Genomic DNA, 14868 nt, shown 5'->3' with positions numbered 1-14868 from the left:
TTTCCAATTCCTCACTCCCCTGCTCTGCCTTGGCCGGATTCAAGACGCATATCTCGACGAGCACGATGGTGGGGGTCGCCTACGGTTATTGGGGTGCCACCGACCAGGGCATGTCGCTTGAGAGTGCGCTTTTGGCCGGCGGACTATGCAGCGTCTCGGGGATGCTTCCGGATTTGGACAGCGACTCGGGCGTGCCGCTGCGGGAGACGAGCATGTTTCTCGCCGCGATCGCTCCGATGCTGATGATCGATCGCTGGCGGGACATGGGCTTGTCGCACGAATCGATGGCTTTGGCGGCGATGTTGATTTACATCGCGATTCGATTCGTCGCCGTCGAGTTCTTCCGCCGCTACACGGTACACCGCGGGATGTGGCACAGTATCCCGGCGGCGCTGATTGCCGGTTTGATCGCGTACCTCTTGATGCCCAGCCCGAGCGAGGGAATTCGGGTTTACAAATCGCTGGCCGTTTTCGTCGGTTTCATGACGCATCTGATCCTCGATGAGATTTGGAGCATCGACTTCAGTCGCGGTCGGCTGCGGACAAAAAAATCGTTCGGGACCGCACTCAAGTTCTTCGGCAGTGGCTGGTGGGTCAATTTCATGGTGTACGCCAAATTGGGAGTGCTAATCTATTTCGCCCACAATGACCACGCGATTCTGGATCGGATGCGTCAGCGGATTCGATTGGACCGGGAACAGTACACGATCCCCAACCCGGAGAACCCCAATTTCATGTACCCAAATCCGGGATACCCCAACCCGGTCTATCCCGCTTCCGAATTTCAACCGCCCTCCCCTGCTTCGACTGCGCCCGGCCCCTGGCAATCGGTGCCATGGCAAGCACCGCCCCCGGTCCCCAACCAAGTCGCCCAGCCCGACGGAAGTTTTTCGCGGTATTAGGGTTGGTCCGCTGCCGGGTGTTCGTCCCAGAGCCTCGTCCACCGAGCCTGCAAAATCACAAAACGTAGGCTGGGTCGCAGCGATAGCGGAGACCCGGCATGGCGTTGGGCAAACCGAGTTGATTGATGGGTCCTGCCGGGTGCTCGTCGCAGAGCCTCCTCCACCCAGCCTACAAAATCACAAAACGTAGGCTGGGTCGCAGCGATAGCGGAGACCCGGCATGGCGTTGGGCAAACCGAGTTGATTGATGGGTCGTGCCGGGTGTTCGTCGCAGAGCCTCCTCCACCCAGCCTACAAAATCACAAAACGTAGGCTGGGTCGCAGCGATAGCGGAGACCCGGCAGGCTGTTAGCTAAATGCGAATCGCCAACAGCCAAAAGCCCCGCTACGACCACTCGGATGAATCCAAAATGATCGTTACCGGACCATCATTGGTGAGCGACACCTGCATGTCGGCGGCGAAGACGCCGGGTTGGACCGTCAATCCGTGACCTCGCAAGCAATCCATGTACAGCTCGTAGAACGCCCGGGCGATCTCCGGTTTGGCCGCTCCCGTGAACGCCGGGCGTCGGCCTTTGCGGCAATCGGCCAGAAGCGTGAATTGGCTGATCGCGAGCACGCCTCCACCGACATCGATCACACTGCGGTTCATCTTCCCGTTGTCGTCGGCGAAGATTCTCAACATCGCTGTTTTGTCGGCGAGCGTCCGGACGACAGGCTCGCTGTCGCCTTCGGCGATGCCGACTAAGGCCACTAACCCGTAATCGATCTGTCCGGTGACTCGGCCGTCGACAGTAACACAGGCTTGGCGACTTCGTTGCAGGATCACTTTCATGGTTGGTTTTCGCTAAGATAGAACTAGATCGCCACTGTCACACATCGCTGTTAAACACCGCATCCTCGAACGCAATCATATGCCTTATCTATTCACCTGCCCACACTGCCAGACCCGCACGGAAGTGGAAGACGAATTCAGTGGCCAGTCGGGTGAATGTGTCGTTTGTGGTCGCGGGATCACGTTACCAGATTTTGCACCGGGGGCATCCCGGCCCCGTAATCAAGCACCAGGCGGCTCCGCCGGTCGACGTAAACGCCCGGCCGCTTGGATCGCGGCGGCCGTGGTCTTGCTGTTGATCGTTGGTGCGGGCTTGATCGCGATCGCACGCGTGGGAGGCTCGGCGGCCCAGCGGGTTCGCCAGGGGCGAGAGCGAATGGCAAGCATTCGTAATCTCGAAAAGATCGCTGCCGCCCTCAACGCCTATGCCGCCGACCATGGTGCCTACCCTGCCCCGGCGATCACGGACCGTCGGGGTAAGCCGTTGCTGTCTTGGCGGGTGTTGATCCTGCCTTATTTGGGTGAAGACGAACTCTACGATCAATTCAATTTGAGTGCGGCTTGGGACAGCGACAAAAACCAAATGCAAATGTACCAGACCCCCGCCGTGTTTCGTCATCCGAATTCACAAGGATGGGGATCGGAAACGGCTTATCATTTAGTGATCGGCACCGGAACATTGTTTCCGTCTACCGGGCCGCTCGGTCCGAAGCAAGTCGCCGACGGAGCGACCAAGACGTTGCTAGTGGTTGAAGGACGAGGCGCGAGTGCCTGGACCGAACCGATCGACATCGATGCCGGTGCAACCGGTGGTTTAATCAACGCGGCTTCTGGCGTCGGTTTGGGTGGAATCACCGATGGAGGCGTATGCGTCGTTACGGTCGACGGACGCGGGCATTTCCTAAGCGAGGCGACACCGTCGATGACCGTCAACGCGCTGATCACGCCGAGAGGCGGCGAACCGCTGCCCGATGACGTGTTGGATTAGCGGCGTTGCAGGGAAGAGAAGATGCCGGGTCTACGCCGAAGCGGCTTCGACCCAGCCTACACCACCGCATGTTTAGAACGTTCGCGGTGTGACGCGGCCTTGGACTCGCGACGGCAAACCGTGAATTCGCAAGAAGCCTTCGGCGTCATCTTGGTTGTATGTTCCGCCGCCTTCCATCGTCGCGATTTCTTCGTCGTAAAGGCTGTTGGGACTTTGACGTGAGGCGACCACGATGTTGCCCTTGTAGAGCTGCAGCGTGACTTCGCCGGTCGTATGTTTTTGAGCTTCCTTGATGAACGCGAAGAGTGCATCCATCTTGGGCGTGTACCAGAATCCGTAATAAACCATCTCGGCCACTTCCGGGGCCAAGCGATCTCGCATGTGCATCAGGTCGCGGTCCATGGTGAGTTGTTCGACGCACATCAACGCTTTGTAGAGCACGGTCATGCCGGGCGACTCGTAGACGCCACGACTCTTCATGCCGACGAAGCGGTTTTCGACCATGTCGATCCGCCCTACCCCGTTGCGTCCGGCGATCGTATTGAGCTTTTCAACCATTTCAAGCGCCGAAACTTTCTTGCCGTTGAGCGAAACCGGAACCCCGGATTCGAAGCCGATCGTGACTTCTTCGGGCTGGTCGGGTGCTTGTTGCGGTGAGACGCCCATGCCGAAATCGACCAGTTCAACACCGTTGACGGTGAGGTCCTCGAGCTTGCCCGCTTCGTAGGAAATGTGCAGGACGTTTTCGTCGCTGCTGTATGGTTTGGAAGTGGACGCTTTGACCGGGATCTTCTTAGCGTCGCAGTATTCGATCAGTTCGGTGCGGCCCGGGAACGCGTCGCGGAATGATTTGATCCGCCAGGGTGCGATCATTTCGATACTCGGGTTGAGCGCCTCGGCGGCTAATTGAAAACGGCATTGGTCGTTACCCTTGCCGGTGGCCCCGTGAGCGTAAGCAGTCGCACCGACTTCGCGAGCCACTTCCAAACAGACTTTCGAGATCAGCGGACGGGCGATCGAAGTGCCTAGCAAATAGATTTGTTCGTACTTGGCTTGCCACGCCAGCACGGGAAAGGCGAAATCGCGGCACAATTCTTCGCGGACATCGACCAGTCGCGAGGATTTCGCGCCGCAATTGCGGGCTTTTTCCATGATCGCATCTCGGTCCTCGCAAGGTTGCCCCAAATCCACATAAACGCAGTGAACTTCGTAGCCTTGATCTTGCAACCAACCGAGGATCACCGAGGTATCCAGGCCGCCGGAATAGGCCAACACGCAACTTTTCATCTAAGCTCAGCTTCCAAATAATCGGGAGAATCGTTTATCTTCGTCGACTCGCATTTAAGTTGTCCGGCGGAAAACACGCAAGCCACCGTAGCGGCAATCCCACCTCGAACTCGCCCAAAGTAGGCATCATGAACCGTCCCGATCCTGCCTTGATCCAAATTCTGGGTGAACTCTCCAGTGGCGCCGTCAGCGTCGAAGCCGCCGCTGATCTGATCGCGGCTTCTCAACGCGATACCTCGGCGATCGCGAACGTTGAAGGTGCCACGGTCGATTTGGGCCGTGCTGATCGCTGCGGTTTTGGCGAAGTCATCTACGGCGAAGGGAAATCAACCGAGCTGATCCAACGCATCGCTCAAGCACAACTCGACGCGGGGCAAAGTTGTCTGGTCACCCGGATCGATCCTACCGCCGCGGCGCAGGTTCGCCGGAATTTCGCATTCATTCACCACAATCCGCTGGCCCGCACGTTACGGATCGGCCTCACGTCGGAATCGCTCAAACCGCCGAAGCTGGATGCCGGGCAACCTCACGTGGCCGTCGTCACGGCCGGCAGTACGGATCACTGCATTGCCGAGGAAGCAGTTGAAACGTTGGCGTGGATGAATGTTCCGTACAGTCGGTTCGAAGACATCGGGGTGGCCGGTCCGCAGCGTTTGCTCGGTGTCGTCGGCGAGATTCGTCGGGCCTCGGCAGTCGTCGTGATTGCGGGCATGGAAGGCGCACTGCCGGCGGCCGTCGCCGGGCACGTCGCCTCGATGGTCATCGCCGTCCCCACGAGTTCCGGTTACGGTGCCCACTTCAATGGCCTGACGCCACTGATGGGGATGTTGACATCTTGCGCGGCCAACGTCGCCGTCGTGAACATTGATGCCGGATTCAAAGGTGGATTCCTAGCCGGAATCATCGCCAGCGGACTCGCGGCCGCGAAAACACCAGTCACCCAGTAGCCGGAGTCGCAAAACTTCGGAATCAGTCGCACCACCCAGTAGCCGGAGTCGCAAGACTTCGGAATCAGTCGGGCGGCGGCTGAACTCTTGCGAGTCCAGCTACTATCATCAGCCATCATTCTCCAAACTCATGTCCACATCACCTCCGACCGCCCTGCCCTGCCCCGCTTCGGATGCTCACAAAGGCACGTTCGGTCGCGTGTTGTTGATCGGAGGCTCGCGCGGGATGGCCGGTTCGATCACGTTGTCGTCGATCGCTGCCCTGCACAGCGGTTCAGGATTGGTGTCGACGGCGGTACCCGATTCGATTTTGGGGACGGTCGCCGGTTTTCACCCTTCGCTGATGACCATCGCCCTGCCCTGCTCCGACGGAAAGTTCGCATTGGAAGCTTGGCGGGCGATCGAATCACAAATCGAAAAGCAAGATGCCGTCGGGGTCGGTCCTGGCATGACGACCGGGCCGGGAAGCATCGAGATCGTTCGAGGACTACTGCAGCAACGATCCGTGCCCGTCGTGTTCGACGCCGACGCGATCAATGTCATCGCGAAGCAGGATTGGTTCAACAATTCCTTCGCCACTCGCAGTCCCCAAGAACCAGACATTGTGCTAACACCGCACCGAGGCGAACTAGCTCGCTTGACGGGAGTACCCGCCGATGCACCGGAGAAGCAAGATGAGGCCGCGCATGGATTGGCTATTTCGGCGGGCATCACGATCGTGATCAAAGGCGGTCCGACGCGAGTCGTCGGTGCCCATGTCGACATGAATTACACCAATGACACCGGCAACTCGGGGATGGCAACCGCTGGCAGCGGCGACGTTCTGACCGGAATCATTGCGTCGTTACTCGGCCAAGGATTATCCGGATGGGACGCCGCCCGATTGGGCGTTTGGATTCACGGGATCGCGGGTGATCAAACCGCTCGGCGGAAAAGCCGAGCCGGCATGACCTCGTTACATCTGGTCGAGACCCTTGCGGAAGTCGCCGACCAGATGTTTTCGTGAATCTTCGTCCCGTTGGAGGACATTTGGTTACCGAATCACGAGATGAAACGGCGATTGTCGTCGTCAGATACCCTTAGATCTCTTCGTCAATGACTTCCTTGGCCGCCCGCGTTCCCAACGATCCCCACAAGCCATAAGGGCTTCCGCTGCCGACGGGTAAGTACGCGGAATCGCGCCGAACTTCGCGGCTTGCCGAGTTACCTGCTTCAATCGAGTCGGTAATGAACTTGATGGCGCCATCACCCATCAGCACGTGGCAACCGCCTTGATGGCGACTGCTAGGAGGAAAGATCCCCTGGCTTAAGTAGCTGTTTTGGACGTTGGTGCCGTTGTTGTCGACACAGATTTCCGAATTGGGCGGCAGGTTTGTCGAGACGCTACTAAACAGCGGTATTCCATGGGCCCATTTGTAGCCACGACCATGTTCCCCACTTGTGATCTCGACATGAGGAGACGTCAGACCGGCTGCCCAGAACTGAGGGCGAGCGGGATCAATCGCGCCCCGGCAAGCGAGCTTGCCATTGTTGGCATGAAAGTTTGCCGTGTTATTAGTAACCGGACGGGTGCGTTTATCGCGGTCGCCTAAATCGGTTGTTAGTTCACCCGCAGCAATCGTGTTAGCGAGGCCATCGAGCACGTCCCGAAATTTCGTCACTTTTCGAGGCATGAACATCCCCCGAAGTGCCGCGCGAATGTGTTCGCTCTTCCAGGCTGCCGTCTGGCCGGCGGTAGCGTTGGCGGTGATCAATCCGTTGTTCCCCACACCGTTACCAGCATTCCACAACACCGAGTCACCAATGCACGCGCCATAGTTGGTACGTCCTTGGGAGGGCAATCCGACGCCAGGATCACTCGGGCAACGAAGTGACGGAATATTCGTCATCCAGGGATCGTAGTTGGCTGCATTGTGGTTCGCCAGCGTTCGACGAGGTCCGGGCCCCATCGGCGGAAACGAATTTGTCCCGCCTGGAACCCGCAACGGATTGCTGATCTGTTCCCAGAGAGCCTGCTGTTCAAAAAACGGAGTCAAGCCGACCAGCCAACTCAACTCATAAACATTGTTTGCCTGCGGGGCGTTTGCGTCACTCGAACCTTGCCAATTACCGCCAAAATGGGTCGTTCCGCCCATTTGCTGCGGTAATTGTTTATAGGCAGCATGATAGTTGTGGATCGCTAAGCCGATTTGCTTGAAATTATTACTGCAACTCATTCGGCGTGCGGCCTCTCGAGCTGCTTGGACAGCCGGCAGCAATAAGCCGACCAGGACACCAATGATGGCGATCACCACCAATAGTTCAACCAAAGTGAAGCCCCTTCGAGGGGCGGAGACTCTGTACATCGAAAAACCCTTTACATAAGCGTAACAGAAAAGAAGTGATTGCCTGATGGCAATCAAACGATCCAGTCGGAAAGAGTCCGACTGATGGGAAAAACACAAACGGAGCAGTTGATCCGCTTGTGCTGACAAGAGAGCTTGATGGATGAACGAGCATCCATCGAAGCCGGCTATTCTGCCGAATTGAGGTCGGCGTCGTCTGGGTCAGCAACTTCCGGCGACGGATTTTCCGCCAAATAGCCAGCCAGTTCATCGCCGTCGGCAACCGTCTCGGCCGAGTTACCGCCGCACCCCATAACGGCCACCAAAACAAACGTCGCGAATATCCAACGCATATCCATCGTCCCAATACTAGGAATGCAGACGCAGCCCTAAACGAACGGGCTGTGAACTCAATGGACCTAACCTATCAGGTAGGGGGAGCTGGGACAACTTTTTTTGGGGAGAATTCGCCCGCTCAAAAGATAAAAAGGACATCCGGTGTCAATATGGGCCCAGATGTGATGAAACCTCGCGGAAATCAACGCCACGCTGCTCGCCCAAGATTGTCCGGATGGGCGGCGCTTGTTTGGTTTTATGGGCTAGCGGGCTCGCGGGTGATCAAACCGCTCGGCAAAAAAGCCGAGCCGGCATGAACTCATTACATCTGGTCGGGAACCTCGTGGAAGTCGCCGACCAGATGTTTTCATGAATCTTCGTCCCGTTGGAGGACATTTGGTTACCGAATCACGACATGAAGCGGCGATTGTGGCCGTCAGGTCCCCTTAGATCTCGACGTCAATGACTTCCTTGGCCGCTCGCGTACCTAAGTGACCCCACAAGCCATAGGGACTTCCGCTACCGATCGGTAAGTACCCCGAATCACGCCGAACTTCGCGGCTCGCCGAGTTTCCTGCTTCAATCGAGTCGGTGATGAACTTGATGGCGCCATCACCCATCAGCACGTGGCAACCGCCTTGATGGCGACTGCTAGGAGGAAATATCCCCTGGCTTAAGTAGCTGTTCTGAATGGTGGCGTTGTTGTCGACACACATTTCCGAATTAGGCGGCAGATTCGTCGAGACGCTCGTAAACATTGGTATTCCATGGGCCCATTTGTAGCCACGACCGTGCTCGCCACTTGTGATCTCGACATGAGGAGACGTCAGAGTGGCTGCCCAGAACTGAGGGCGAGCTGGATCGATCGCGCCCCGACACGCGAGCTTCCCGTTGTCGGCATGGAAGTTCGCTGTGTCGTTAGCAACCGGACGGGTGCGTTTGTCGCGGTCGCCTAAATCAGTTGTTAGTTCACCCGCAGCAATCGTGTTAGCGAGGCCATCAAGCACGTCCCGAAATTTCGTCTTGCTGCGAGGCATGAACATCCCCCGAAGTGCCGCGCGAATGTGTTCGCTCTTCCAGGCTGCCGTCTGGCCGGCGGTAGCGTTGGCGGTGATCAATCCGTTGTTCCCCACACCGTTGCCAGCATTCCACAGCACTGAGTCGCCGATGCACGCGCCATAGTTGGTACGTCCTTGAGAGGGTAATCCGACGCCAGGATCACTCGGGCAACGAAGTGACGGAATATTCGTCATCCACGGATCGTAGTTGGCAGCATTGTGATCCGACAGTGTGCGTCGAGGTCCGGGGCCCATCGGCGGAAACGAATTTGTCCCACCTGGAACCAGCAACGGATTGCTGATCTGTTCCCAGAGAGCCTGCTGTTCGAAAAACGGAGTCAAACCGACCAGCCAACTCAACTCATAAACATTGTTTCCCTGCGGGGCGTTTGCGTTACTATTGCCTTGCCAGTTACCGGTGAAATGGGTCGTACCGCCCATTTGCTGCGGCAATTGATTGTACGCGGAATGGTAGTTGTGGACCGCCAAACCGAGTTGCTTGAAATTATTACTGCAGCTCATTCGGCGCGCGGCCTCTCGAGCTGCTTGGACGGCCGGTAGCAATAAGCCGACCAAGACACCAATGATGGCGATCACCACCAATAGTTCGACCAATGTGAACGCCTGGCGGGGCGTTGGGAGCGTTTTCATGAACAAACCTTATTAAAAGAAACCCTAGTGAAGCACTGAATTGTGTTCCACTTAAGACAGACAGGCATGCAACAGCTCAATGAAAATGGCATAGAGAGCCATTACTTCGTTAAGCTGGTAAAGAAACGTCTCGCAACTCGACGCTTTCGGGCGTCGGGTTATTCGGCTTCGGCGGATTCCGTTCCAGGATCACCTGCGTCGGGAGACGGATTGTCCGACAGGTAAGCAGATAATTCGTCGTCGTTGGCAACGGGGCCTGCGGTGTTGCCACCACAGCCGATTGAAAGGACCAGCAAGAAAACAGCGAAAATACAACGCATCGAGAGGTATCCAAAGATGATCCAGCCACGTTCGTTGAAATCCCGCTCGCAAGAGCGGGTCGACTATGGTTCGATCGAGTATACAGTCGGCATGCGAAGAAAGGCAAGCTTTTTTGCAGACAAATTCGATCTGCTTTTTGAAAATGGGATCTGTGGCAGCTCCCGCCCTCAGTCTGCGGCAGGTCGCAATGTGGACGGGTTTTCAAAAAAAGGCCGCACTCGTTTGACACGAATGCGGCCCATGACTGGTCCAGTTCATCAAGTGATTAGCGAATCACCAACAGGATCCTTGTGTTGCCGCGTCGCACGACGACGCGCAAGGGTACTTGTTGCTGTTGGGCGGCAGTGAAGATTTGCGTCAACTGCGGTACTGAATTGACCGGTTGGCCGCCGGCCGATTCGATTACGTCACCGACTTGCAAGCCGCCGTCGGCGGCGATGCCTTCGTCGTCGACGCTCGTGACGATCAAGCCGCCTTCGAGATCCGAGTAGCCGTACCGTTCGGCGGATTGAGGTGTGACCGGTTCGAGCTCGGCGCCCAACGCGTTGCCTTTGCCGAACATCGCCATCGCTTGGTCGGTGCGTTCCTGCAAGTTCACGGTGACGTTCATGACACGCCCGTCTCGGTTAACCACCATCTGCACGCTCGAACCGGGCGGACGACTGGCGATGTAGTTGACCAAACGCGTGCTGCTGGTGACCGGGCGTCCGTCGGTTTGGACGATCACGTCGCCGGGTTGCAAACCCGCGTTGGCGGCCGGTTGGCCTTCGAGCACGCCGCGGATGAGGGCACCGTCTTGGATCTTCAGGCCGAATTCCTCGACGACTTCCGGAGTCACGTCGGCGACTTGCGCACCGAGGAATCCTCGTCGGACTTCACCGTTCTCGATGATCGACGTCATAACCGGTTTGGCCAGTTGCACCGGAATGGCAAACCCGATACCACTACTTGCACCGGAGCGAGACAGGATCGCGGTGTTGATGCCGACCAATTCGCCACGCAAATTCACGAGCGGTCCGCCCGAATTGCCTGGATTGATCGCCGCGTCGGTTTGCAGGAAGTCTTCGAAACCGCGTCCGCCGTCGACGATACCTTGAACTCGGTTCTTGCCGCTGATGATTCCGGCGGTAACGGTTTGGTCCAATCCGAAGGGACTGCCAATGGCGAGTACCCAATCACCAACGCGGATCGCCTCGCTGTCGCCGAACGGAACAGCCGTCAGGCCTTCTTTTTCAATTTTTAGAACGGCGAGATCCGTCTCCGGGTCGGTGCCGATAATTTTTGCTTCGACTTTGCTGTCGTCGCTCATTTGAACGGTCACGATATCGGCACCTTCGACGACGTGATTGTTCGTCAAAATGTAACCGTCTTCACGGACGATGACGCCACTGCCCTGCCCTTGTTGCTGAGGTTGGCCACCACGATTTCCGTCACCGAAGTATTCTTCGAAGCCAGGCGGGAGTTGGCGACGCAAGTTCGGCGGTAGTTGCCGCACCCGGGCGCGGATGTCGGCTTGGGTGCTGATGCTGACCACGCTCGGCCGCATCGCTTCGGCGACGGTTCGAAAAGCCGTCGAGAGGTCTTGAGCGGTATCGAGATTCTGGGTGGCGGCCCGAGCCCGGTTGTCTTGATCGGCGTACGCTTCCGATTGAGTCGACTGAGGCAGACTCATGGCCAAACCGGCGACGAGCGTGGCAATCCACGCGATGCCTAAGACGAGGCTGACACGCTTCCAATGCTTTTGCATAGCAGATGGCTCCTATTTCAATGGGTAGGGTTCTGGATGAAGTGAGGGGTGGTCGAATTGGCAGTTCGGCGGACACACTGTTCCGCACAAGCAAACAACGCACCAATTTGGTAAGTTGTTCAGATGGCAACGATCAGGAGGGGCGAAATTGCGGTCCCTTTTGTTGGTCCAAGGGTTGCTCGATTCCCGATAACAGAAAGCGGGGAGCCCGCCTGCCTTTCATTTTGCTCGAAGCACGGATCGGAACATGATGCGAAATACATTGACGGTAATTTTGGCGGGAGGACGCGGCTCGAGGCTCGACCCGTTGACGCGGGACCGCGCCAAGCCTGCCGTTCCGATCGGTGGTGCGTACCGGATTATCGATTTTGTTTTGAGCAATTGTCTCAACAGCGGCATCCGGCGATTGTTGCTGTTGACTCAGTACAAAGCTCAATCACTCGACCGACACATCCAGTTGGCTTGGTCGAACTATTTCTGCCGTGAGTTGGGCGAGTTCATCGACGTCGTGCCACCCCAGCAACGGATCGACGACAATTGGTATCAGGGCACCGCCGACGCGGTTTATCAAAACATTTACGCGATCGAGCCGGAGAATCCAGAATACATCGTCGTGCTCGCGGGCGATCATCTTTACAAGATGAACTACGAGTCGATGGTGAACTTTCACCATCGCCGGGGAGCGGACATCACGGTCGGTGCCTTGCGCGTTCCCCGCTCCGAAGCGAGCCAGTTTGGTGTGATGCAGACCGATGCCGACCATCGGATGCTGCAATTTCAAGAAAAGCCGGCGGACCCGACCCCGACGCTCGATGACCCGGACATGTGCTTGGCTTCGATGGGCATTTATGTGTTCAGTACTCGATTTCTGTTTGAGCGTCTGTGCGAAGATGCCACCGACCCAGATAGCGACCATGACTTCGGCAAAAATATCATTCCTCGGGCGATTCAGGACAGTAATGTCTTTGCGTTCCCGTTCACCGACGAGAACCGCAAGACCGATGCCTATTGGCGTGATGTCGGCACATTGGACGCGTATTACGAAGCGAACATGGACCTAGTCAGTGTCGACCCGCAATTGAATCTCTACGACGCGCAGTGGCCGATCCGTTCGTTTCGCCCTCAATTGCCGCCGCCTAAATTCGTGTTCGGCAGTGAAGGTCGATCGAGTCGCCGCGGCGTGGCGATGGATTCGATCATTTGCCAAGGCGCGATCCTCAGCGGCGGACATGTGTCGCGATCGATCATCGGTGCGAATTGCCGAATCAACAGCTACGCTAGCGTCGAGGATAGCATCCTGTTTGATGATGTGATCGTGGGGCGTCATGCACGCATTCGACGAGCCATCATCGACAAGGGAGTGTCTATCCCACCGGAAACGGAAATCGGTTATGATCCGAGCGCCGATGCCGCTCGCGGCTTGACGGTGACCGACAGCGGTCTAGTCGTCATCGCCCGAGGTGAGCTGATCCGGTCTCACGAATCCGTTTCGTCTTTGGCGTAAAGTCCACGTACTTCCCGATGCCTTCCGAAAATCTACCGCTGCTCTTTCTCGGTTTGGCATTGGCCGGTGCGCTATTGAGTCTCGGTTATTTTTTCGGCCGTCGGCGTCGCCGGGTGAGAGTTGTCAATGATGGGCTGATTCCGCCGCTCGTCGACGAAGACGATCGCCAGCGGATTGTGGGCATGCTTCAAAGCCTTGCCCGCTGGACACATGAGTATTCCGATAATGTTTCGGATTACCAATCCAATTTGAAGCAGATCAGTCAAGACGTTCGTCGCAACCTCGCTTCGGCTCACAACGAAAGTCAGTCGTCATCGCGATCGGCCGGTGAAGCTCGCGCCGCCAGTGACACTCGAATGTTGAGCATGATCACGCAGATCATGAGCACCAATGAGGAATTGCAATCCCGTTTGGACGCCGCCGAAAAACAGCTCGCCGAGCAAACCAGTCAAATCGAGTCCTATTTGACCGAGGCTCGCACCGACGGGCTGACGGGTTTGTTCAATCGACGTGCGTTTGACAAGAAACTCGACGAGATGTTTGCGGAGTATCGCGGAGGCGGCGGCTCGTTCACATTGATCTTAGTTGATATCGATCATTTCAAATCAATCAACGATACGCATGGGCATCCGGTCGGGGATGTCGTCTTGCAACGGATCGCATCCCAGTTAAGTAACTATTTAAGTGACGCGGAGATTGTCGCCCGCTTTGGCGGTGAAGAGTTTGCCATCTTGACCCGATCGCCATTGCGTAACGCCGCCAAGCAACTCAATCAACTTCGCATTCGGATCGCCGACGAACCGATCCAGGCGGGCAACGTGGCGGCGGTTGTGACGATGAGCGTCGGCTTGAGTGAGCCACGCGACGAGTTGGTCATCGGACCGATCGTGCGGCGTACCGATGCGGCGCTGTACTGCGCAAAAAATCGCGGCCGCAATCGAGTGTACTTTGACGACGGATCGGGACCCCAGTTGTTCGGCGCACCGGAAGTCGTTCGGTCATGACGCAACTGATTCGTTTGGACCAGGTTGTTTCGGATCCGGCACAACAGAAGCGGCTTCGGGGCGGCGCGATTAGCATCGGCAATTTTGACGGTGTTCATCTTGGGCACCAGGAACTGCTGCGTCATGTTCGGCGTGAAGCGGACCGTTTGGCCGGGCCCGCGATCGCGATCGTCCTCGATCCTCATCCTGCATCCGTACTGCGTCCCCATGGTGCCCCGCCCGCGTTGACCGCCCTGCCCCGCCGCGCCGAGTTGATGACTGCGATCGGAATCGATTACTTGTTGGTTTGTGAAGCAACCCGCAACTTTCTCAATCAAACCGCCGACGAATTCTTTCACTCGTTGATCGTGGACACCCTCGCCGGACAGGCTTTAGTAGAAGGTCCCAACTTTTTCTTCGGTCGCGATCGAACCGGCAACGTGACGCGGTTGCGAGAACTTTGTGAGGCTCATGACATTCAACTGACCATCGTCGAGCCCTCGGTCCGCGACGACCGGTTGGTCAGCAGTTCTCGAATCCGTGAAGCGATCGCTTCGGGAGAAATCGCCCTGGCCAACGAGATGCTGGGTTCGATTTACCGTGTCAGCGGCAAAGTAGCTTCGGGCGAAGGTCGTGGTCGCCAACTCGGGTTCCCCACCGCTAATCTTGTCTCGATCGCCGAAATGTTGCCTGAGAACGGCGTCTACGCCGGACGAGCGTTGACGGCCGACGGTGGCCAACGCATCGCGGCGATCCACATCGGCCCGAATCCAACTTTCGACGAAAAAAACAAAACCAAGGTCGAAGTTCATTTGCTCGATTACGATGGCGGTCTCTACGATCAAATTCTTACCGTCGAACTGATCCACCGGGTTCGAGAAGTAAGGAAATTCGCGGACGCCTCCGAGCTTGTCGCTCAGATGAAAAAAGATCTAACGGAGGTCCGCCATATCGTTTCATCATCACCGTTTTAGTCCTTCAAGAA

Annotated in this window: 14 protein-coding genes; 7 read left to right on the top strand and 7 right to left on the bottom strand. The window is 57.0% G+C overall.

From position 1 onward, the window contains the following. Positions 1-29 precede the first annotated feature (29 nt). Positions 30-902, top strand: a complete 873-nt coding sequence (locus Pla100_RS26150) for a metal-dependent hydrolase (RefSeq protein WP_231603617.1) — start codon at positions 30-32, stop codon at positions 900-902. A gap of 385 nt (positions 903-1287) precedes the next feature. Here Pla100_RS26150 and dtd read toward each other — a convergent pair whose 3' ends face one another. Then, positions 1288-1737: a D-aminoacyl-tRNA deacylase gene (gene dtd, locus Pla100_RS26145; protein WP_146581604.1), complete on the bottom strand. Its 450-nt coding sequence runs from the start codon at positions 1735-1737 to the stop codon at positions 1288-1290. Positions 1738-1816: 79 nt separating this feature from the next. On the opposite strand from dtd, the gene Pla100_RS26140 reads away from it, so the two are divergent. Beyond that, positions 1817-2725, top strand: coding sequence for a DUF1559 family PulG-like putative transporter (locus Pla100_RS26140; RefSeq protein WP_146581602.1), 909 nt, complete (start codon positions 1817-1819; stop codon positions 2723-2725). A gap of 72 nt (positions 2726-2797) precedes the next feature. Here the strand turns inward: Pla100_RS26140 and Pla100_RS26135 are convergent, their stop codons facing one another. Beyond that, on the bottom strand, positions 2798-4012 hold the full coding sequence (locus Pla100_RS26135) for an argininosuccinate synthase (RefSeq protein WP_146581601.1): 1215 nt from the start codon (positions 4010-4012) through the stop codon (positions 2798-2800). 128 nt (positions 4013-4140) lie between these two features. Between Pla100_RS26135 and larB the strand changes: the two genes are divergently transcribed. Next, positions 4141-4959, top strand: coding sequence for a nickel pincer cofactor biosynthesis protein LarB (gene larB, locus Pla100_RS26130; RefSeq protein WP_146581599.1), 819 nt, complete (start codon positions 4141-4143; stop codon positions 4957-4959). Positions 4960-5089: 130 nt separating this feature from the next. Beyond that, positions 5090-5965 carry an NAD(P)H-hydrate dehydratase gene (locus Pla100_RS26125; RefSeq protein WP_146581597.1) on the top strand — a complete coding sequence of 292 codons (876 nt, stop codon included), beginning with the start codon at positions 5090-5092 and terminating at the stop codon, positions 5963-5965. Between the two features lie 73 nt (positions 5966-6038). On the opposite strand, the gene Pla100_RS26120 is transcribed toward Pla100_RS26125, so the two are convergent. The 5 genes from Pla100_RS26120 to Pla100_RS26110 form a co-directional block, all read right to left on the bottom strand. Next, on the bottom strand, positions 6039-7304 hold the full coding sequence (locus tag Pla100_RS26120; protein WP_146581595.1) for a DUF1559 domain-containing protein: 1266 nt from the start codon (positions 7302-7304) through the stop codon (positions 6039-6041). Positions 7305-7471: 167 nt separating this feature from the next. Next, positions 7472-7636: a hypothetical protein gene (locus Pla100_RS31230; protein WP_197168244.1), complete on the bottom strand. Its 165-nt coding sequence runs from the start codon at positions 7634-7636 to the stop codon at positions 7472-7474. Positions 7637-8065: 429 nt separating this feature from the next. After that, on the bottom strand, positions 8066-9328 hold the full coding sequence (locus Pla100_RS26115) for a DUF1559 domain-containing protein (protein WP_146581593.1): 1263 nt from the start codon (positions 9326-9328) through the stop codon (positions 8066-8068). A gap of 158 nt (positions 9329-9486) precedes the next feature. Continuing rightward, on the bottom strand, positions 9487-9648 hold the full coding sequence (locus Pla100_RS31225; RefSeq protein ID WP_197168243.1) for a hypothetical protein: 162 nt from the start codon (positions 9646-9648) through the stop codon (positions 9487-9489). Between the two features lie 266 nt (positions 9649-9914). Continuing rightward, the gene (locus Pla100_RS26110; protein WP_146581591.1) at positions 9915-11396 is read right to left on the bottom strand and encodes a Do family serine endopeptidase; all 1482 of its coding nucleotides are present in this window, start codon (positions 11394-11396) and stop codon (positions 9915-9917) included. A gap of 247 nt (positions 11397-11643) precedes the next feature. Here Pla100_RS26110 and glgC point away from each other — a divergent pair, with 247 nt between their 5' ends. Genes glgC through Pla100_RS26095 form a run of 3 tightly spaced genes read left to right on the top strand, consistent with a single transcriptional unit; the run spans position 11644 to position 14857 of the window. After that, positions 11644-12900 carry a glucose-1-phosphate adenylyltransferase gene (glgC, locus tag Pla100_RS26105; protein ID WP_146581588.1) on the top strand — a complete coding sequence of 419 codons (1257 nt, stop codon included), beginning with the start codon at positions 11644-11646 and terminating at the stop codon, positions 12898-12900. A 17-nt stretch (positions 12901-12917) separates the two neighbouring features. Continuing rightward, positions 12918-13904, top strand: coding sequence for a diguanylate cyclase (locus Pla100_RS26100; protein WP_146581586.1), 987 nt, complete (start codon positions 12918-12920; stop codon positions 13902-13904). Then, a complete protein-coding gene (locus Pla100_RS26095) occupies positions 13901-14857 on the top strand; it encodes a bifunctional riboflavin kinase/FAD synthetase (RefSeq protein ID WP_146581584.1) in 957 nt (318 codons plus the stop codon). The genes Pla100_RS26100 and Pla100_RS26095 overlap by 4 nt, the downstream gene beginning before the upstream one ends. Positions 14858-14868: the final 11 nt, after the last annotated feature.

Source organism: Neorhodopirellula pilleata (assembly GCF_007859915.1).
Taxonomy (GTDB): domain Bacteria; phylum Planctomycetota; class Planctomycetia; order Pirellulales; family Pirellulaceae; genus Rhodopirellula; species Rhodopirellula pilleata.
This window is presented reverse-complemented; position numbering and strand designations above follow the sequence as displayed.